The sequence below is a fragment of the Acidimicrobiales bacterium genome (assembly GCA_036378675.1).
Taxonomy (GTDB): Bacteria; Actinomycetota; Acidimicrobiia; order Acidimicrobiales; family Palsa-688; genus DASUWA01.
In genome coordinates, this window is record DASUWA010000040.1 from 1 (window position 1) to 20,634 (window position 20,634).

The 20,634-nt window shown below is 65.6% G+C and carries 16 protein-coding genes; 7 read left to right on the forward strand and 9 right to left on the reverse strand.

Features of this window, described 5'->3' with window-relative positions; translation table 11 throughout:
* Positions 1-375: 375 nt before the first annotated feature.
* Genes VFZ97_13135 through VFZ97_13160 form a run of 6 tightly spaced genes read right to left on the reverse strand, consistent with a single transcriptional unit; the run spans position 376 to position 8,429 of the window.
* Positions 376-1,134 carry an enoyl-CoA hydratase-related protein gene (locus tag VFZ97_13135; protein ID HEX6394376.1) on the reverse strand — a complete coding sequence of 253 codons (759 nt, stop codon included), beginning with the start codon at positions 1,132-1,134 and terminating at the stop codon, positions 376-378.
* Positions 1,131-2,900, reverse strand: coding sequence for an acyclic terpene utilization AtuA family protein (locus tag VFZ97_13140; protein HEX6394377.1), 1,770 nt, complete (start codon positions 2,898-2,900; stop codon positions 1,131-1,133). The genes VFZ97_13135 and VFZ97_13140 overlap by 4 nt, the downstream gene beginning before the upstream one ends.
* Entirely contained in the window at positions 2,897-4,837 is a 1,941-nt protein-coding gene (locus VFZ97_13145; GenBank protein ID HEX6394378.1) for a biotin carboxylase N-terminal domain-containing protein, read from the reverse strand. Before VFZ97_13145 ends, VFZ97_13140 begins: the two co-directional genes overlap by 4 nt.
* Positions 4,834-6,477, reverse strand: coding sequence for a carboxyl transferase domain-containing protein (locus VFZ97_13150; GenBank protein ID HEX6394379.1), 1,644 nt, complete (start codon positions 6,475-6,477; stop codon positions 4,834-4,836). Before VFZ97_13150 ends, VFZ97_13145 begins: the two co-directional genes overlap by 4 nt.
* 2 nt (positions 6,478-6,479) lie before the next feature.
* Positions 6,480-7,283 (reverse strand): TIGR03084 family metal-binding protein, encoded by an 804-nt coding sequence (locus VFZ97_13155; protein ID HEX6394380.1) that lies wholly within the window; start codon positions 7,281-7,283, stop codon positions 6,480-6,482.
* Positions 7,284-8,429: an acyl-CoA dehydrogenase family protein gene (locus VFZ97_13160; protein ID HEX6394381.1), complete on the reverse strand. Its 1,146-nt coding sequence runs from the start codon at positions 8,427-8,429 to the stop codon at positions 7,284-7,286. It abuts the gene before it with no gap.
* Positions 8,430-8,606: 177 nt separating this feature from the next.
* Here VFZ97_13160 and VFZ97_13165 point away from each other — a divergent pair, with 177 nt between their 5' ends.
* From VFZ97_13165 to VFZ97_13195, 7 genes are all read left to right on the forward strand, one after another.
* A complete protein-coding gene (locus VFZ97_13165) occupies positions 8,607-9,809 on the forward strand; it encodes an acyl-CoA dehydrogenase family protein (protein HEX6394382.1) in 1,203 nt (400 codons plus the stop codon).
* 66 nt (positions 9,810-9,875) lie between these two features.
* Complete coding sequence (locus VFZ97_13170) at positions 9,876-10,478, forward strand: TetR/AcrR family transcriptional regulator (GenBank protein HEX6394383.1); 603 nt, start codon at positions 9,876-9,878, stop codon at positions 10,476-10,478.
* 49 nt (positions 10,479-10,527) lie between these two features.
* Positions 10,528-11,739, forward strand: coding sequence for a cytochrome P450 (locus VFZ97_13175; GenBank protein HEX6394384.1), 1,212 nt, complete (start codon positions 10,528-10,530; stop codon positions 11,737-11,739).
* A 104-nt stretch (positions 11,740-11,843) separates the two neighbouring features.
* A complete protein-coding gene (locus tag VFZ97_13180) occupies positions 11,844-13,466 on the forward strand; it encodes a long-chain fatty acid--CoA ligase (protein HEX6394385.1) in 1,623 nt (540 codons plus the stop codon).
* 2 nt (positions 13,467-13,468) lie between these two features.
* Positions 13,469-15,007 carry an AMP-binding protein gene (locus VFZ97_13185; GenBank protein ID HEX6394386.1) on the forward strand — a complete coding sequence of 513 codons (1,539 nt, stop codon included), beginning with the start codon at positions 13,469-13,471 and terminating at the stop codon, positions 15,005-15,007.
* 283 nt (positions 15,008-15,290) lie between these two features.
* Complete coding sequence (locus VFZ97_13190) at positions 15,291-16,235, forward strand: aldose 1-epimerase family protein (GenBank protein ID HEX6394387.1); 945 nt, start codon at positions 15,291-15,293, stop codon at positions 16,233-16,235.
* A 24-nt stretch (positions 16,236-16,259) separates the two neighbouring features.
* Positions 16,260-16,586 (forward strand): hypothetical protein, encoded by a 327-nt coding sequence (locus VFZ97_13195; protein ID HEX6394388.1) that lies wholly within the window; start codon positions 16,260-16,262, stop codon positions 16,584-16,586.
* On the opposite strand, the gene VFZ97_13200 is transcribed toward VFZ97_13195, so the two are convergent.
* From VFZ97_13200 to aceB, 3 genes are all read right to left on the reverse strand, one after another.
* Complete coding sequence (locus VFZ97_13200) at positions 16,583-17,392, reverse strand: dienelactone hydrolase family protein (GenBank protein ID HEX6394389.1); 810 nt, start codon at positions 17,390-17,392, stop codon at positions 16,583-16,585. The two genes, VFZ97_13195 and VFZ97_13200, sit on opposite strands and share 4 nt — an antisense overlap.
* A gap of 241 nt (positions 17,393-17,633) precedes the next feature.
* Entirely contained in the window at positions 17,634-18,977 is a 1,344-nt protein-coding gene (gene aceA, locus VFZ97_13205; protein ID HEX6394390.1) for an isocitrate lyase, read from the reverse strand.
* A 22-nt stretch (positions 18,978-18,999) separates the two neighbouring features.
* Positions 19,000-20,577, reverse strand: coding sequence for a malate synthase A (gene aceB, locus VFZ97_13210; protein ID HEX6394391.1), 1,578 nt, complete (start codon positions 20,575-20,577; stop codon positions 19,000-19,002).
* Positions 20,578-20,634: the final 57 nt, after the last annotated feature.

The following is a 20,634-nucleotide window of genomic DNA, read 5'->3' on the forward strand; positions in this document are numbered from 1 at the left end:
CCCACGCCGACGCGCTCCGCACCAAGCTCTACGACGGCCTCATCAAGGTGATCGACGCCACCTCGTGACCCCTCGACAACAAGCACCAGATCTGCTTCGATAACCCTCGCTCCGCAGGCCCAGGATCACCCGTGTAACTGCCGATCCGGGGCAACCCCGAATGTGCACGCAGAACGTCGCTCAAGACGGCCGGGACAGCGATCCGATCGACGGTTCCCGAGCACGTCAGTCTGCCGCCGCCCTTGGGTTCGCTGACCGCGGATCTTGCTTTCAGTCAGGCCGGCTCGTGCTGTCGCCGGCTCAGGGGCGCGACCCACGAGCCTTGTGAGGTGGTGAGGACAGAGGGGCGTTTGAATGCCCTCTGTGTCCCGCCCATCACCGCACTGGCCAGTGGGGTGGCCGCTTCTCGCGGAAAGCGGTCATGCCCTCGGCGGCCTCGTCCGATGCGAACAACTGGCGGGAGATCTCGGCCGTCCGCGCGAAGGCGGTCGCCCGATCGGTTCCGGGAATGTCGAAGACCAGGCGCTTCGAGGCCGCCAACGCCCCGGGTCCTCCGGCCAGCAACTTTCGGACCAGCGAGTCGACCGCCTGGTCGAAGGTGTCGGGGTCGGCGACCGAGTTGATGAGACCGACTTCTGCGGCCCGCTCGGCGCTGATTCTCTCGCCCGTCAAAAATAGCTCGAGCGCATCGCTGCGTCGCATCTTTGGCAGGCAGACGACCGAGATAATCGCGGGCGCGACTCCGATTCGAACCTCGGTGAATCCGAACTTGATGTCGGAACGGACGATCGAGATATCGCACGCCGCCGCGAGCCCCACGCCGCCACCCATGCAATGGCCGGCGATGCGGCCGACCACCGGCTTGGGCGAGTCCTGCATGGTCCCGAGGATCTGCGGCAGGTCGTACTTCGACGAAGCCAGACCGCCGCCTTTGAGGTCAGCCCCGGAGCAGAAGGCAGGTCCGCTATTGGTCAGGACGATCACGCGGACGAAGCGGTCGGCGTCTGCGGATTCGAGCGAGGCACCGAGTCCGTCGAGGAGCGCCGGCGTGAGCGCGTTGCGGTTGTCGGGCTGGTTGAGAGTGAGGGTGGCGACGCGGTCGGCGATGTCGTACAGGACTGCGTCGTTGCTCATCGAAGGAGCGCCACGGGGATCTCGGCGTAGCGAGCTCTCAGCCACTCGCCGAGGCTTTTGGCCTGAGCGTCGAGGCGCGTGCTGGATGCCACACCCTCGCCGAGCAGGCCGGGGATCACAAAGTTCATCGCGTTGATGTTGGGGAGCAGGTATCGCTGAACCTCGAGCGACTGCGTTTCGGGCAAGAACTCCTTGAGCTTGCTGACAGAGAGAAAGTTCGCGAGCCACTCGTAAGCGTCTTCAGAACGTACCCAGACGCCCAGGTTCGCGTTCCCGCCCTTGTCCCCGGAGCGTGCACCGATGAGCCGTCCGAGTGGCGCGCGCTCAACTGGGTGCCGGTCCTGTCCGCCACTGGGTCCTGCCGCCTCGGTGGCCTTGGTGGGTACCTCCGTGACCGGCCATCCACCGCTCGGCGCGATGACCGGCTCGACCGTCGTCAGTTTGTTTCGGACGAACACTTCTTGGTGAATCAGATCGGCTGGTATGAGGGCTGGCCAGTAGACGCCGTACGCCTGGGCGCCCGAGGTCAGGCCCCCGCCGAACAGGCCGGGATAGGACGCCAGGGCCAACTCCGTGATCTTCGACGAGAAGGCCCGGCCGACTTTCCGTTCGTCGGTGTCCTTCACGGTGATCCGCAGCTCGGCGACGGCTTCCTCGTTGGTCGCTGGATCCTCCTTGTCGGTCCTGGCGAGATGCACGTCTACATCCTCGAAGGAATCCCTCGGTACTTCTGACCAGAGGGCCCGCTCGACGAGGGTCGCCTTCTCATCGATATCGAGACCGGTCAGGTACAGAACGGTCGTCGACCGCCAACCTCCCTGATAGTTGAGCGACACCTTCGCGGTCGCCGGCGGTGGCTCGCCTTTCACCCCGGAGATCCTCACCCGGTCCGGCCCGTCATTCGAGAGCCGGATGGTGTCGAACCGGGCGATGACGTCGGGGTTCAGGTACGCCGGGCTTCCGATCTCGTAGAGGAGCTGCGCGGTCACGGTCCCGACCGAAACCTGGCCGCCGTGAGTCGGGTGCTTGGTGATGACCGATGAGCCGTCGCCCTCGATCTCGGCGATCGGAAAGCCGGGGTGCTCCAGACCCGGGACTTCGGTGAAGAATGAATAGTTCCCGCCGGTGGCCTGCGCGCCGCACTCGATGACGTGACCGGCGACAACCGCGCCGGCAAGCGCGTCCAACTCGTCCCTGGCCCACCCGTGATGCCATGCGGCCGGTCCCAGCGCGAGCGCGGCGTCCGTCGTCCTCCCGGTAACCACGATGTCCGCGCCGCGGGACAGCGCCTCTGCGATACCCCATCCGCCCAGATATGCGTTAGCGGTCATTACCAGCCGGTCACCGAGGGGTTCGCCGGTGTCCATGTTCGTGAAGGAGATCCCGGCGGCTTTCAGCTCGTCCAATCTTGGAACCAGGTTGTCGCCCTCGACGTACGCGATCACCGGGTCGAGACCCAGTTTTTCGGCCACCGCCTCGACTGCAGCTGCGCAGCCGCTCGGGGATAGCCCGCCGGCGTTGGATACGACCTTGATCCCGCGGTCCAGGCAGTCGCCCATTACCTGCTCCATCTGGGTGACGAACGTTCTCGCATACCCGGCCGCCGGGTCGCGAAGCATGTTCTTGGCGAGGATCAGCATGGTCAGCTCGGCGAGCCAGTCGCCGGTCAGCACGTCGATCGGTCCCCCGTCGACCATCTCCCGTGCCGCCGATAGGCGGTCGCCGTAGAAGCCGCTGCAGTTGGCTATACGGATGGCCGGCTTCATCCGGGCTCTTCGATCACGACGAGAAGGTCTCCTCCGTTGACCTGGTCTCCGAGGTGCGCTCTCACCTCACCGACCGTCCCGGCGTGCGAAGCGAGCACCCTGTGCTCCATCTTCATGGCCTCGACGATCATCAGGACATCTCCCTCCTCTACTGAGTCCCCGGACTGCACGCTCACCGAGATGACCTTGCCAGGCATAGGTGCCACGAGTCCTCCGGGCACGGCGGCCTCCCGCCCGGGCTCGGGAAAAAGAGGCCGGGTCGTGAGCTGCACGTCCCCACCAGGCCCTTGCACCCAGACGCTTTCACGATGCCGGAAGACATGTAGTCGATGGCGCGAGCGAAGTCCCTCCTCCTCCTCGAAGTCAACCCATCCAGCGTCTACAGAATGCAATCTGACGGTGCGCCCGTCGAAGTCGAGGGTGCCGTCCCGGTTGGAGCGGTACTTGACGTCGACTTCTTCACCGTCGTGAACGAAGGTGCGCGTTTCGGGTGGCATGGGTGTGTTGCGCCAGCCGGCGGGAAAGCTTCGGAGGACGGGGCGGGTGCTGACCGCTTCGGCTCGGTCCGCCAGCGCCGCGGCGACGGATGCGATACGTAGTTCGTCGGCCGAGACACCACGCGAGAGCGGCACTCCGCTCCGGTCGATGAATGAGGTGGTCGTGTCTCCGTCGAGGAATTTCTCGTTGCGCAAGGCGGCCACAAGAAAGTCGCGGTTAGTGGTGACGCCTCGGATCCGGCTGCGTTCCAAAGCAAGAGCAAGTCGGTGGGCGGCTTCGGTGCGGCTGGGCGCGTGGGCGATCACTTTTGCGAGCATCGGGTCGAACTCGACGCCAACCGAGGAGCCTCTCTCGACGCCGGAGTCCCAGCGAACCGCCGGATCCGCGGGAGGCTCCCAGTCCAGGAGAGTTCCCGTGGCAGGCAGAAAGCCCCCAGCCGGGTCCTCGGCATAAAGGCGTGCCTCTATGGCGTGCCCGTTCATGCAAAGGTCGGACTGGTCAAACGTCAGCGGTTGTCCGCACGCGATCGATAGCTGTTCGCGGACAAGGTCCAACCCGGTCACCGCCTCGGTCACCGGGTGTTCCACTTGCAGACGGGTGTTGACCTCGAGAAACCAGAAGTCTCCGCCCGGTTCGAGGACGAACTCCACCGTTCCGGCGTTCTGGTATCCGACCGCTTTTGTGGCGGCCAGCGCGGCGGACCCCATCCGGTCGCGGAGCTCGTCGTCGACGGCGGGCGATGGCGACTCCTCGATGATCTTCTGATGCCGTCGCTGGATCGAGCATTCCCGCTCGAAGCAGTGGACCGCGTTTCCGTGTGCGTCAGCCAGGACCTGGATCTCCACGTGACGGGCATCGGTCACGTATCGCTCGAGGAACACCGTCCCGTCGCCAAACGCCGCCTCGGCTTCTCGCCTGGCCGAGGCCACGTCCTCCTGGAGCGAATCGCTGGACGCGACGACTCGCATGCCCTTTCCGCCGCCTCCGGCGGCGGCCTTGACCAGAACAGGAAAACGCACGTCGTCGGCGGCGAGCTCCCATGTCGGCAAGACGGGCACGCCGGCTTCGGCCATCAGTCGTTTGGCGGTCAGCTTGTCGCCCATCACGCTGATGACGTCCGGGGGCGGACCCACCCAGGTGAGCCCTGCATCGATCACCGCTTGGGCGAACGCTGCTCGCTCGGAAAGGAACCCGTAGCCTGGGTGGACTGCGTCGGCACCGCTGCGCCGTGCTGCTTCGAGGAGGGCATTGATATTTAGATAGGTCTCCGTGGCGGTCCGGCCCCGAAGCGGAATGGCCGTGTCGAGCTCCGTCACGAACGGCGCGTCGGCGTCACCTTCCGAATAGACGGCGACCGTCTGTACACCCATGAGCGAAGCCGTGCGCGCGATCCGTCGAGCGATCTCACCCCGGTTGGCTATGAGCAGTCGACTTATCACAGGCGGAACACCCCGAAACCGTCAGCGCCTTTCACCGGAGCGTTGTGGCAGGCCGAGAGGGCCATCCCTACCACCGTCCTGGTGTCTCGGGGATCGATGATCCCGTCGTCGACCACGCGGCCGGTGGCGTAGAGGCCGAGAGACTGGGCTTCGGCGAAGTCCTCCACCGCCTTGGTGATGGCAGCGTCCATCTCCTCGTCGATCGGCTGGCCCCTCCGGGCCGCCTGGTCACGACGAACGATCGACATGACCCCGGCCATCTGTTTCGGGCCCATGATCGCGATCTTGGCGGTGGGCCAGAGGAAGACGAAGCGGGTGTCGAACGCCCTTCCGCCCATGCCGTAGTTCCCGGCTCCGTAGCTCGCTCCGAGGATGACGGTGACGTGGGGCACCTTGGAGTTCGAAAGAGCGTTGATCATCTGGCTGCCGTGCTTGACGATCCCGCCTCGCTCGTATTCGCGCCCGACCATGTAGCCGGTTATGTGCTGCAGGAACAGGAGCGGAGTATCCGATTGGTTGCACAGCTGGATGAACTGCGTGGCTTTCTGCGACGAGTCGGAAAAGAGCACCCCGTTGTTGGCAAGGATGCCGACGGGGTAGCCGTGAATCTGCGCCCACCCGGTGACGAGGGTCGGCCCGTAGCGAGGCTTGAACTCCTCGAACCGGCTGCCGTCCGAGATCCTGGCGATGATCTCGCGCACTTCGACCGGCGCACGCAGGTCGACGGGCATGAGACCGAGCAGGTCTTCGGGGTCGTATATCGGCGGCGCGGGGTTTGCAGTCACTGGACCGGGGCCTTGCTTGCGCCAGTGAAGATGGGCGATGACGTCGCGCGCCATGCGGATGGCTTCGTATTCGTCGTTGGCGAGATAGTCCGCCAACCCGCTCGTGGTTGAGTGCATCTCGGCTCCGCCGAGTTCCTCGTCCACCGAATCCTCTCCGGTCGCGACCTTCACGAGCGGGGGTCCGCCCAGGAAGACCTTCGCCCCGCCGCGAACGAAGATGTTGTAGTCCGACAACCCCGGCTGGTAGGCGCCGCCGGCGGTGGAGCTTCCGAACACCACGGATATCGTCGGGATGCCGAGCGCGGACAGCTCGGTGATGTCGTGGAACATCCGTCCGGTCTCAGCGAAGTGGGTTAGGTTGCGGCGCATCACCGCGTCGGGGTCGTCGCCTGCGGCCAGACCGCGAAGATCCCCGCCGGCGGATTCGACCAGCTGGATGTAGGGCATGTGGTTAAGCCGTGCAACCTCGAGCGCCCTCATCAGCTTCGGAATGCTGACCGCTGTCATCGCGCCGCCGAGGTCGGTCGGGTCGTTGGCGATGATCACGCATTCGGTGCCTTCGACCACTCCTATGCCGAGCAGCATGCCTCCGCCCACGTTGTAGTCGGTCTTGTACCCGGCCAGCGGGCTCAGCTCGAGAAACGGGGAGTCGGGGTCTAGCAGGAGCGCAACCCGTTCCCTCACGAGGAGCTTCCCGCGGCTGCGGTGTCGCTCGATGGCCTTCGATCCGCCTCCTTCGGATGCCTGCCGAAGGAGCCGGTTGATCTCGTCCAGCAGGGCGACCATTCCGGCGTGGTTGGCTTTGAAAATCGGATCGTGGCGGTCGACGTTGCTCGGGATAACCGGGGCGGGCACTGTTAGCGGTCCTCGGCGGTGATCGTTGGTGGTCCTGCGAACGCCTGGGCGATGCCGATCCACGCCTCGGCCGTAGCTCCGGTCGCCTTGACTCCGGTGCGGCTCGGGTGCCGGCGCTGGGTGAATACGAGGGCGATCTCCAGCGCGGAGCCGGTAATTCGTTGCTCGGCTTCCGCTGGGCCCCAGGTCCACTTGGAGCCGTCTGGAGCCTCCACGTCGAACGCCACCGGGTCGCCGGGGTCGGCTACACCGTGGGCCGCGAAGGTGAAGGCTCTCGCGCCGTACCCGATGTGGCACACGTGCCGAAGTCTGGGGCTGACCGCCTCGGGAGCAAGCGGGAGGCTGAGCGCGTCGCGGATGTCCACGCCGTGGGCCCACGTCTCCATGATTCTCGCGGTCACGAAGCTGGCAAGGCTCATCGGCGGACCGAACCACGCGATCCGGGGGGGATCCTCCGTGGCGCCCGCGGTTCCGGCCGCGTCGACGAACTTGTCGCGCGAGAGCCTCCATCGCTGGAAGAGGGCGGCGTCATTCGCAAGTTCGCGACCGATGTCCACGTCAGGGGTGGAGCCGGCGCCCATGTCACTGACGAGCTCGTTCCTCCAGGTTTCGAACTGCGGAGGATCGTCGATCGCCAGCGTCGCGGCTTCATCGAAGAAGCACAAGTGGCTAACTGTGTCGCGTACGTCCCAGCCCGCTGCTGGGGTCGCTAACCGCCACTGCGCGGCATCGAGTTCACGCACCACTCTGTCGAGTGACTCGTGCTCAGCCTTCAGGTCTTCGATGAGTTCGGCTACGGGAGGCATCTATGCGCTGAAGCCGTCGAGGCGGGACAGTACATAGAGCATCACCTCGTCGGCACCGCCCCCTATCGACAGCAGCCTCCCGTCGCGGAAGTACCTCGAAACCCAGGTCTCGGCCATGTATCCGATGCCTCCGTGGAACTGAAGGCACCAGTCCGCGATCTCGCGTTGCAGCCTCCCGGCCTTTAGTTTCGCGATGGTCGCGAAACGGGTCGTGTCCTCGCCGCGCATGTACGCCTCGGCGCACGCGTAGTTGTAGTGGCGGAGCATGTCGACCTCGGCGGAGAGCTCGGCGAGGCGGAACTGGATGTACTGCTTCGAGAGAAGCGGTTTGCCGAATGCATTCCTTTCTCTCAAGTAGTCGGCGGTCCGCCGCAACGCCCCGTCCATCGCACCGACCGCGGTGTACGCGGCGATCATCCGCTCGTTCTGGAACTGAGCCATCTGCTGCTGGAACCCCTGGCCGATCGCGCCGATCGTGTTCGACACCGGAACCCGTGCGTCGACAAAGGACAGCTCTGCGGTGTCCGAGGAATGGTTTCCGAGCTTTCGCAGCTTTCGACTGACGGAGAATCCGGGTGTGTCGGTGGGAAAGACGATCTGTGACATCCCTTGGTAGCCGGCCTCGTCGCCGGTTCGAACCAGAAGGCACAGCCAGTCGGCTTGGGTCCCGTTGGTGATGAATGTCTTGGAACCGTTGACCACCCACTCGTCTCCGTCGCGAACCGCTCTCGTCCTGATGCCGGCCACATCCGAACCCGCGTCCGGTTCGCTGACCGCGATCGAGGTGACCATCTCGCCTCGCAACGCGGGCGCCAAGTAACGCTCCTTCAAGTCATCGCTGCCGAACCTGTGCAGCGAGGGAGTCGCCATGTCGGTCTGGACGGTGATCGCCATAGCCACTCCGGCGCAGCCCATCCGCCCGAGTTCCTCGCCGAGGACGACCGTGTAGGAGTGGTCGGCCCCTTGCCCGCCGTACTCGGGGTCGTACTCGAGTCCGAACAGTCCCGCCGAACCCAGAGCCTTGAACACCCTGTGCGCGGGGAAGATCTCGGCTTCCTCCCACTCCTCGACGTGAGGAACGATCTCGCGTTCCAGAATTCCCCTGACCGACTGGCGAAAGGCCTCGTGGTCCTCGGTGAAGATCATTTCCCCCCTGTCTGGGCACCACCGGCGAGAGGAGCGGGCCGGCAACCTCTTTTTCAAACTTGAATTCAACTTCAGATTCTGAAGATACTGGAGGGGTGCCGAGGGCGCAACCGTCCCGGCGGGAGGGCCATTTAGACCGACGGATGGTCAGGCAACGAGGACCTGGGAAGGACCCCGATGGACTTTGAGCTGGCTTCTTACGACGATCCGAAGCGCCTGGCGGTGCGCTCCTGGTTGGGGGAGCACCCGTCACCGACCGGCCGGCAGCTCGCCGAGGCCGGTTACGTCGTTCCTCACTGGCCGGCCCCGTACGGCCTCGACGCCGACCCGGTCCATCAGCTGATCATCGACGAGGAGCTGCGGCGGGCGGGCGTGGGCCGGCCGGCGAACCCGATCGGGATCGGCTGGGCGGCGCCGACGATCCTTATGGCCGGCAGCGACGCCCAGAAGGAGCGGTACCTGTGGCCCGCGCTGGCCGGCGAGGAGTTCTGGTGCCAGCTGTTCTCCGAGCCGGATGCTGGGTCCGACCTGGCGTCGTTGAGCACGCGGGCGGTTCGCGACGGCGACGAGTGGGTCGTGAACGGCACCAAGATCTGGACGAGCGGTGCGCACATCGCCAAGTTCGGGATCCTGCTCGCCCGCACCGACGCAGATGCCCCGAAGCGCAAGGGGATCTCGTACTTCGTCTGCCCGATGGACGCGCCTGGCATCACGATGTCGCCGATCATCGACATGACAGGCGCGCATTCGTTCAACCAGGTGTTCTTCGATGACGCCCGGCTGCCCGCCGACTGCCTGGTAGGAGAGGTCAACGACGGGTGGCGGCTGGCGAAGGCGACCCTAGCCAACGAGCGGGTGTCGTTGTCGACTGGTGGAGTGCTCTGGGGAAGCGGCCCTTCGGCTCAGGATCTGGTGGACTTGATTCGGGACGGCTCGCCGGACGCGAACGGCGGGGCGGCGGCCGATCCTCTGATGCGGCAGCGGATCGTGCGAGTGTGGATCGAAGGGGAGGTGCTGCGCCTGATCCGGTTGCGGACCCTCTCCGCGCAGCTGGCGGGGCGCCCTCCCGGGCCGGAGGCGTCCGTTCAGAAGCTGCTCGCCGACGAGCACGGGCAGCGCGTGATGGAGCTGGCCAAGGACCTGGTGGGCGCGTCGGGCATGCTCGCCGGGTCGGGTCCCGCCGGCAAGCTGGCTGCGGGTCGCAAAGGCGGGGCAACGGAAATCCGGTTCGAGGAGAACTTGATGCCGGGGGTGGAGCGGGTGTGGCACTACGGCTTCTTGTTTTCGCCGGCGCTGACCATCGGTGGCGGGACGTGGGCGGTGCAGCGCAACATCATCGGGGAATGGGTGCTGGGCCTGCCAAGAGAACCGGGGGCGTAGCCCGTGGTTGCCCCGGCGAGAGCACACGCGGACGGCGGCGTCCGGCCGGCCAAAGCGTCGGGGGGGTTGGCTCCGGCGACGGCGCGAGGGCAGCGGACCAAGGCGGCGCTTGTGCGCGCGGCAGCGCGGGTGTTCGAGAGAGACGGCTTCCTGGACGCGCGCATCGCTGACATCGCGTCCGAGGCCGGTGTGGCGACCGGGACCTTCTACACGTACTTCGATTCGAAGGACGAGATCTTTCGCGAAGTGGCCGACGTGCTGATCGACGAGCTGTACCAGCAGTCCCATGTCGGGGACGTCGTCGGAAGCGATCCCGCGGCGCGGATCGCCGCTGCCAACCGGCTTTACGTTGAGGCCTTCGCCCGCCACGCTGCCCTCTACTCGGTCGTCGTCCAGGTGTCGTCGTTCAACCCGGAGTTCCGCCAGCGCCGGCAGGCGTCACGGCTGGCGTTCGTCGAGAGAGCCGCGCGCGGATTGCGCGCGCTGCAGAGGTCAGGGGACGCAGACTCGAAGCTGGATCCGGACCTGACCGCGGCGATGCTGTGCGGGATGGTGGAGAACTTCGCCGAGGTCCGCCACCTGCTCGGCCAGCGCTTTGACGACGACCAGGCGGTCGCCGCCATGACCGACATCTGGGCGAAGGCGATCGGGCTCGGTCCGGCCCGCTGAACGGACCGCGTCCCGGGCTCCAGGTGGCCGGCGCTGCTAGAACACCTTCATGGGCATCGAGAGCGCTTCTGACCTGAGTCTTGATCTCCTCGACGGCGACTTCTACGTCAACAACCCTTACCCGACGTACGCGTGGCTGCGTGAAAACGCCCCCTTCTACTGGGACTCGGTCAACGAGCTGTGGGGCGTGTCCCGCTACGACGACATCGTCGAGATCGAGAGCCGCAAGGACGTGTTCATCAGCTCGGATCAGCTGAAGGGTGGCTACCGGCCGAACATGCCTGCGGACCCGGCGATCATCGGTCTCGACGACCCGATCCACCAGAAGCGCCGCAACCTTGTCGCGAGGCGATTCACCCCGAAGGCGGTGTCCGGAAGAGAGGATCACGTCCGCCAGACTGTGACCGGTCTACTCGACGCCGTCGAGGCAAACGGCGGAACCGCCGAGATCGTGAACGAGCTGGCCGCTCCTCTGCCGGCGATGACGATCGCCTGGCTGCTCGGGTTTCCCGAGGAGCGCTGGCCGGAGCTGGCGGCGTGGTCGGAGCGCACGATCATGCTCGGCGGCGGTCCTCGCTACCGCAATGACGACGGCTACGCCGCGGTGGAGGAGTTCGGAACCGCGGCGTACGGGCTCTACATGGAGCGCAGCGGCTGCCCCGCCGACGACGTGATGTCGATCTGGACGAAGGCGGAGATAGACGGGAACCCGCTCGACATCGAGACCGTGGTCGCAGACTGCCTGCTTCTCCTCGACGGCGGCGCCGAAACGACCAGGACGGTCATCGCCCGGACGCTCCTGAACCTCATCGACAACCCCGACCAGTGGGAGAAGCTGCGCGCGGGGGCGGACCTCGGCATCGCGACGGACGAGTTCATCCGGTTCGTCACACCGATCCACAACATGTGCAGGGTCGCCGCAGTCGACACCGAAGTGTCGGGGCATCCGATCGCCAAAGGTCAGCAGGTCGTGATGATGTACTCCGCCGCCAACCGGGATCCGGAGCATTTCGAGGAACCGGAGAGGCTGGACGTCACCCGCAACCCCAACCGCCATCTATCCTTCGGTTTCGGCACACACTTCTGCCTCGGAGCGGCGCTCGCGAGGATGGAGATCCGGGTGTTTTTCGAAGAGTTGGCCAGGCGGGTGAAGCGGTTCAAGCTGACGCCCGGGACGGCGCCGGTCGAGATGGCCAACGCGTTCGTGTTCGGTCTCAAGGAGGCCCGGCTCGATTTCGAGTTTGGCGGCGCAGAAGGCTGATTCTGCCGGCCGCGCTGAAGGTTCGCCCTGCCGGGCGGGCGACGGCGCCGGCCCAGGCGTGAAAAGATGCTCCCGGACAACGTTTCGGGGAGGAAACACGAGCGATGCAAGGGCTGATGCAATCGACTCCGCTGACGCTGGACATGATCTTCCGGCGAGCCGAGTCGCTTTGGGGCACCAAGAACCTCGCCACGGCGAGCAAGAACGGGATCCAACGGATCGAGTACGCCACCTGGGCTGAGCGAACCCGGAAACTCGGCGGCGTTCTCGACGACCTCGGAATCAGCCCCGACGGACGGGTCGCCACGTTCGCGTGGAACAGCACCCGCCACCTCGAGCTGTACTTCGCCGCGCCGTGCAGCGGGCGGGTGCTGCACACGTTGAACATCAGGCTCTTCGCCGACCAGTTGGTGTATATCGCGAACCACGCCGAGGACGAAGTGGTGTTCGCCGACCGCAGCCTGCTTCCGTTGCTCGGGCCGCTTCTCGACGAACTCAAGTCGGTTCGCCACGTCGTGATAATGGACGACTGCGGCGACGGCGGCCCGGAAATCCCTGACGACGCGCGCATCTCTGACTATGAAGAGCTGCTGGCCGGCGCCCAACCTCATCCTTTTTCAGTCGTCGAAGACGAGAACACGGCAGCATCGATGTGCTACACGAGCGGGACCACCGGTGACCCGAAAGGTGTTGTCTACTCGCACCGCTCGACCGTGTTGCATTCGATGGCCGCGATGATGGTCGACGGAGTCGGCATCACCGAGTCGGACGTGGTGCTTCCCGTGGTGCCGATGTTCCACGCGAACGCCTGGGGCCTGTGCCAGGCGGGTGTAATGGCCGGGTCCGAAATGCTGTTTCCCGGTGCGGACCTCTCACCCGAGGCGATCGCCGGGCTCATCACCGGGCAAGGTGTGACCGTCGCGGCAGGGGTTCCGACGATCTGGATGGGCGCGAGGCCGCTGCTGGCCGGAAAGCCCCACCGCCTGCGCGTCGTGCTCTGCGGTGGGTCAGCGGTTCCGAAGGCGCTGTCCGAGGCGTACCGGGCCGAGATCGGCATCCCGATCACGCAGGCGTGGGGCATGACTGAGACCAGCCCGTTGGCGAGCGTGGCGCGCGTCCGCAGCGACCGGGCGTCGTCGAGCGACGAGGAGCTGGCGAACCTGCGCTCCACTCAAGGGTTGCCGGTGCCCGGGGTCGAGCTGCGAATAGCCGACCCTTCATCGAACGAGGTCCTTCCTTGGGACGACGAGACGAGCGGTGAGGTCCAAGTACGCGGCCCTTGGATCGCTCGCGAGTACTACAACGATCCCCGAGGAGCGTCGTCCTTTACTGCGGACGAGTGGTTGCGAACGGGCGACGTCGCCGCGGTGAGCCCTGACGGGTACATCCGCCTGGTCGACCGGACCAAGGACCTGATCAAATCCGGCGGCGAGTGGATCTCCTCGGTCGAGCTCGAGAACCATCTGATGGCCAATCCCGCTGTCGCCGAAGCGGCCGTGATCGCGGTGTCGAGCGAACGCTGGATGGAACGTCCGATGGCGTGCATCGTTCTCAAGCCGGGCGAGAGTCTGACCAAACAAGACGTAATCGAGTGGTTGAAGCCGCGGGTTGCCAAGTGGTGGCTGCCCGACGAGGTCGAGTTCATCGAGGAGGTGCCGAAAACGTCGGTGGGGAAGTTTTCGAAGAAGGACTTGCGGGATCGTTTTTCTGATCGGGTGGTGCCCTAGCAATGGACCTTCTAGCGATGTACGCGTCGACCCAGCCGGACAAGCTCGCGGTGATCGACGATCGCCCAGGCGAGCCGGTCCTCTCGTGGACGTTTGCCGAGCTCGACAAGAAGGCAAACCGGCTCGCCAACCACCTGTCCAAGTTGGGCGTGGGCCACTCGACCAAGGTGGTCTGGTGCGGGCAGAACTCCGCCGGGCTGCTCGCAATGACCCACGCCATCCGAAAGGTGGGCGCGATAGGGGTGCCGCTCAACTACCGGCTCACGCCGGAGGAGGCGGCGTATGTTGTCGACAACAGCGACGCCGAGGTGGTCTACGTCGACGCGGAGTACGAGGACCTGATCTTCGGCATCCGCGGACAGGTTCCCAAAGTGCGGGAGGTGCTGGTGTTCGACGGGGACGGCAGCCTCGAGCGCACCCTGGACACTTATCCCGACACCTTCCAACCGGTCGAAGTCGCCGGCGAGGGAGGCCCGGTCACCGGTACGACGATGATCTACACGTCGGGAACCACGGGAAAGCCGAAAGGAGCGGTCCGCTCGGCTTCGCTTGATCCGGCAACCGGCGCTCGGCTGATCTCGCTGATTGGATACGTCCCTGATGACGTGTACGTCACCACCGGGCCCCTCTACCACTCGGGTCCGGGTGGCTTCGCCGCTGTTGCGCATGCGCTCGGCAACACTGTCGTGGTTCAACACAAGTTCGACCCCGAAGACTGGCTTCGCCTCGTCGAGAAGTACAAGGTGACCACGACCTTCACCGCGCCGACGCCTGTTCGGATGATTTGCAGCCTCCCGACGGACGTTAAAGCGCGGTACGACCGCAGGTCGATGAAGCGGTTGATCGCCAACGCAGCACCGTGGACGTTGGCGTTGAAGAAGATGTACCTGGCGGATTTCCCACCGGAGTCGTTGTGGGAGGTTTACGGTTCGACCGAGCTCGGAGTTGACACCGTCCTCGCGCCCGAAGATCACCTCCGCAAGCCGGGCTCGTGCGGCAAGCCGGCGCCGGGAATCGAGATAAAGCTGTTCGACGAGGAAGGCAACGAGGTCACCGAACCGCACCAGACCGGCGAGCTGTACGTCCGGGCTGCGACGGTGTTCGACTCCTATTACAAGGCGGAGGAGAAATACCGGGCAGCGACGCGGGGAGACTTTCACACGGTCGGGGACATCGCGTACTTCGACGAGGACGGCTACTTCTACATCGCCGACCGCAAGAACGACATGATCATCAGCGGGGGCATGAACATCTACCCCGCGGAGATCGAGGCGGCGCTGGACAGCGATCCCGACATATACGAGGTGGCCGTCTTCGGGATCCCGAACGAGGAGTGGGGCGAGAGCGTTCACGCGGTTGTCGTGCCTGCTCGCCCGGACCTGGCTGCGGATGAGGTCATCGCCTACGCGCGGGAGCATCTCGCCGGGTACAAGGTGCCGAGATCGGTCAGCTTCGTAGCGGATCTGCCCAAGACAGGATCGGGGAAGGTCCTTAAGCGGGAGCTGAAGGCGCCCTTCTGGGCCTCTGCTAAGGGGAGTTGAGCAGGGCTATCGCTAACAGCGATGCTGTTTATCTGCTAAAACTGTTTGCCTGATAGCCATGCCGTTGGCATACTGGCATCGACGCTTCGGCCGGTATTTCCCCCCCACTGGACCGGAAGCGGTTATGCGAAGGGCCTGGCTCCCCCCCCCGCCAGGCCCTTCGTCGCGTCTGGGATCAGGTCGGAGTCGCGTCTGCGATCGGATCAAGTCGGGGTCGCCCGGGCCGGGGCGGGGGTCGCAAGTCGGCCGGGATAGTTCCGGGGCTTGTGCGACGATGGCCGCCATGTCAGGCCCTTTCGTGCCGTCCGGGCAACAGTTCCGAATCGCCGGCTCAGGCCAGGAACTCGTCGCCGTCGAAGTAGGCGGCGGGATCCGTTCCTACCGGTCCGGAGATCTCAACGTGCTCGACGGCTACCCGGAGACGGCGATCTGTTCGGGAGGTCGCGGCCAGCTGCTGGCGCCCTGGCCGAACCGGGTCGGCGACGGGTGCTGGGAGTGGGAGGGCGCCACCTATCAGTTGGCTTTGAGCGAACCGGAGCACTCCAACGCGATCCACGGGTTGGTGCGTTGGCTGCCCTGGTCGTTGCTCGAACAAGATGAAGGCGCCGGCGATCGGTCGACCATGCGACTGGGCTGCCGGCTCTACCCGCAGCCGGGTTGGCCCTGGCTCCTCGATCTTTCCGTCAAGTACGACCTGGGTGTCGAGGGCCTCACCGCTACCACGTCGGTAACCAATAGTGGCGGCCCCGGACCCTGCCCCATCGGGCTCGGCTGGCATCCGTACATCGCCGCGTTCGGGGCAGCGGTCGACGAGTTGGACTTACGGGTTCCGGCCGCGGTTTCGTACGTGAGCGATGAGCGCGGGCTGCCGGTTTCAAAGGGCCCGGTCGACGGTACGGACGACGACTTCCGCGTTGCGCAGCGCATCGGACGGGCGAAGCTCGATGTCGCGTTCACCGAATTCGAACGCGACTCGACTGGACGTGCGATGGTCGAGGTTCGCCATCCGTCAGGTCAGGGGACTCGCCTCTGGATGGACGACAACTTCACCCATTTGATGGTGTACACCGGCGACACACTTGCCGAGCCGGATCGCCGCCGGCGTGGTCTCGCGGTGGAGCCGATGACGTGCGCGCCCGACATGTTGCGCAATCGGGACGGGATGGTCCTATTGCCCGAAGGGATCCCGTTCGAGGCGGCGTGGGGACTCGAAATCTTCAAGATTTAAGCGGGTTTTGCCGATAGCGAAGACATGGAGAAGGTGCCGGGCCACTTGCAATTGCGAGAGTCCTTTGTCCTCGCGGACGGCACCCAAGTCGCGATCGGTCACGGCGCAGGCGGTCAATATCTGGTGATTTCTCTGAGCGGACGGAGCGGCCCGTGTTGGGTCTGCGCGCCGGCTACCGATCGGGCCGTCGAGTGTGTTCGAACCGGTCAGGCATCGCCATGGGCGGTCGTTCACCACAGCGCCACCGGCACCGTCGACGTTATCCGCAGCCGCGTCGATGGAACGCTGATCGAATCGGTTGTGCTCTGCTCGCAGCTGCCGATCGGCCGCAGCGTTCTCGCCGCCGCTTAAGCGGGCGCGGGCTCTCCCATCACCAAGCGGCTGCGGAAGAACTCGAGAACCTGGTCGAGTGCCGCCCGGGTCGGCGTGCCAGGTCTGTCGTCGAGGTGCTCGGTCAGGACCGAGTGCGCGGCTTTAGGGTGATTGTGAGGGTTACCGGGTGAGGAGTCGAGTTCGACGGCGATGAAGTTGTCTCCGAGCTTCTCTTTGATCGCCCGGAAGCGCGAGCCCGGTACGACCTTGTCCCCCGTAAATCGCAATCCGATCACGCAGAGGCTTTCATCGGTGGCGCGCTTTTGAATCCGTGCCCAGTCGTCGCGTGACAACTGGATGTCCGACCGCCTCGACTTGGTCACCGGGAACGGCAGGGACGGCTGGCTCAGCACCGGGGCGATCACCGAATCGTCGATCGCCATGGCGAGGCCGAACCCGCCCGTGTAACACATGCCGACTGCGCCGACACCGGGCCCTCCGCAGCGTTCGTGCTCCCGCCGCGCCAGAGCGCGCAGCCACGACACCACGGGGCCGGTGTGACCGAGTGCGAGAGAAGAGAACTCCTTCGAGACGCAGATCTTGGCGAGGGTTTCCATCGCGTAGCGCCCGCTCGCGGGCTTGCCCGGAGTTCCGAACAGATGCGGCAGGACCGCGGTGCACCCGAGCTCACGCACGCGGTCGGCGAAGGCCACCACCTTCGGCGTGATCCCGGGGATCTCGGCGATGACGATGACAGCGGGGCCGGTACCCGCCCGGTAGATGTCGTGAGTGATGCCGCCGTCACTGAAGCTCTCGCGGGTGTACTCGTCCAAGGCGCCTGGCATGCGCGGGATAGTAGGCGGGGGCGCCGTCGAGCCGCCTGTTTTCTGGGACATTTGGTTTTTGAGTGACATCTGTGCGCCTTAAGCGCGCATATGTCCCGGAGAAACCGGATGTCACACAAAAACGAGCTAGAACGCTCTAGAGAGCGAGCAACCGCCTCAATGGGGGCAGCGCGCAACGAGCTGAAGGGAGGAGCGGCCAGGCGGCCAGCCCGCCAGCGGCCAGCGGCCAGCCCGCCGACGCCTACTTGGTGAACTGCGCCTCTTCGGTGGACCCGTGCAGCGCCAGCGTGGAGGACACGCCGGCGGTGAGGGTGCTCATGATGTCGTCGAAGTAGCCGGCGCCAACCTCGCGCTGGTGGCGGGTGGCGGTGTAGCCATCGGCCTCCAACGAGAACTCACGCTGCTGCAGGTCGACGTAGGCCGACATGCCGCGCTCGGCATATCCGCGTGCCAGCTCGAAGGTCGACTCGTTCAGCGCGTGCCAGCCGGCGAGGGTGACGAACTGGAACGCGTAGCCCATCGAGCCGAGCTCCTTCTGGAACCGACCGATGGTCTCGTCGTCGAGATGCTTCTTCCAGTTAAACGACGGAGAGCAGTTGTAGGCCAGCAGCTTGTCCGGGTACTCCGCCTTGATCCGCTCGGCGAACGTCTGGGCCTCCTCCAGGTCTGGAGTTGACGTCTCGCACCAGATCAGGTCGGCGTACGGCGCGTAGGCCAGGCCGCGGGCGACGGCGATGTCCATGCCGTTGCGGACGTAGTAGAAGCCCTCCGGCGAGCGCTCGCCGGTGCAGAACGGCTGATCCCGCTCGTCCACGTCGGCGGTGAGAAGCGTGGCGCCGAGCGAGTCGGTCCGGGCGACGACGATCGAGGGCACGCCGCACACGTCGGCCGCCAAACGGGCGGCGGACAAGGTGCGGATGTGCTGCGCGGTCGGGATGAGGACCTTGCCGCCCATGTGGCCGCACTTCTTCTCCGACGACAGCTGGTCTTCCCAGTGAACGCCGGCAGCGCCCGCCTCGATCATGCCCTTCATCAACTCGAACGCGTTGAGGGCACCGCCGAAACCGGCCTCGGCGTCGGCGACGATCGGCACCATCCAGTGCCGCTGCCCCGTCGGGCCTGGCTTGCCGCCGGACTCGGCCCACTCGATCTGGTCGGCGCGGCGAAGCGCGTTGTTGATGCGGCGCACCACCGTCGGGACGCTGTTAGCGGCGTACAGGCTCTGGTCGGGGTAGACCTGCTCCGAAAGGTTGGCATCGGCCGCGACCTGCCACCCGGAAAGGTAGATCGCCTTGAGGCCGGCCTTGACCATCTCGACGGCCTGGCCACCTGTCATCGCGCCGAGCGCGTTGATGTAGTCCTCGTTGTGCAGCAGCCACCAAAGCCGCTCCGCACCCTGGCGGGCGAGCGAGTACTCCACCTGAATCGATCCTCGCAGGCGGACCACGTCCGCTGCGCTGTAAGGCCGCTCTATGCCGGTCCAGCGCGGGTCGCTGGCCCACTGGCGCTCGATTTCGTTGACAGCGGTCTCGAACGGTGAGTGCGAAGCTCCGTTGCCCCCTGCGGGAGCAGTGTGCGTCGTCATGGCTGGGACTGGATCCTTTCGGTCAGGGAAGTAGCTCGTAGGCGGGCAGGGTCAAGAAGTTGATGAACTCGTCGTCGAGGGCCACCTGCTCGAAAACATTCCGAGCGTTCCGTATCAGCTCCGGCTCGTAGCCGGCCTCGGCGAGTTCTTTTTCAGTGCGGTCGAGCATGCGGCGAACCAGCTCTGCGGTGACGGGGGTCCGCTCCGCGCCGGCGAGGATCACCTTGTGGTGGACCCACTGCCATATCTGCGCACGGCTGATCTCGGCGGTGGCCGCATCCTCCATCAGGTCGTCGATCGCCGCGGCTCCAGTGCCCGACAGCCACGACACCAGGTAGCGCAAGCCCACCGAGACGTTGGTCTTGAGGCCCGCCTTGGTGATCCCGTCGCGCGGGTGGTCGACCTCGAGCAGCCGTCCCGGTCCGACGGCAACCTCGGGCCGCTGGCGGTCGAGCTGGTTGGGGCGGTCGCCGAGCACGGCGTCGAACTCCGCCATCGCGGTCGGGACAAGGTCCGGGTGGGCGACCCACGTGCCGTCGAAGCCGTCGCCGGCCTCGCGGCGCTTGTCGTCGGTCACCTTGGCCAGCGCGGCCTCGGTCACGTCGGGCTTCTTGCGGTTGGGTATGAAGGCAGACATCCCGCCTATGGCGTGGGCGCCGCGCATGTGGCAGGTCTTCACCAGAAGCTCTGTGTACGCGCGCATGAACGGCGTGGTCATCGTCACGAGGGAGCGGTCCGGGAGCACGAAGTTCGCGTCGTTGTGGAACCGCTTGGCGACGCTGAAGATGTAGTCCCACCGGCCGGCGTTCAGCCCGCAAATGTGATCACGAAGCTCGTAGAGGATCTCGTCCATCTCGAACGCGGCGGTGATTGTCTCGATCAAAACGGTCGCCCTGATCGAGCCTCTGTCGAGATCGAGAAGGTCCTCGGCCGCGCACATGACGTCGTTCCAGAGCCGGGCCTCCTTGTGGCCCTCGAGCTTGGGCAGGTAGTAGTACGGGCCGAACCCGCGGGAGAGGCTCTCGCGCCCGTTGTGGAACAGATACAGACCGAAGTCGAACAGGCTTGCCGAGATCCGCTCGCCGTCGATGGTGAAGTGCTTCTCGGTCAGGTGCCAGCCGCGGGGACGCACGACGAGGGTCGCGGTCTCGTCCGCCAGCCGGTAGCTCTTCTCCGGCGTGACCAGCTCGATGGTCCCGCGGACCGCGTCCTGCAGGTTGACCTGCCCGGTGATGACGTTGTCCCACGTGGGGGAGTTGGCGTCCTCGAAGTCGGCCATGAAGACCTTCGCCCCCGAGTTGAGGGCGTTGATCATCATCTTCCGCTCGACCGGCCCGGTGATCTCTACCCGGCGGTCGGCAAGGGGCTTGGGCGCCTCGGGCACCGTCCATCCGCAGAGCCGGATCGACTCCGTCTCCGCCAAGAAGTCGGGGCGCTCGCCGGCGTCGAAGCGGGCCTGCCGCTCAACCCGCTCGAAAAGCAGCTCCCGGCGGCGGGCGTCGAAGCGCTCGTGCAGCTCGGCAACGAACTCGATGGCCTCGGGGGTGAGGACTTGTTCCGCTTGCGGGTGCGGCGTGAATGTGACGTTCTGGCGAGGCACCTACCAATTATGGAAAAAAATGCCGGAGTTGTCGAGTTGAACAACCTGTGAGGTTGC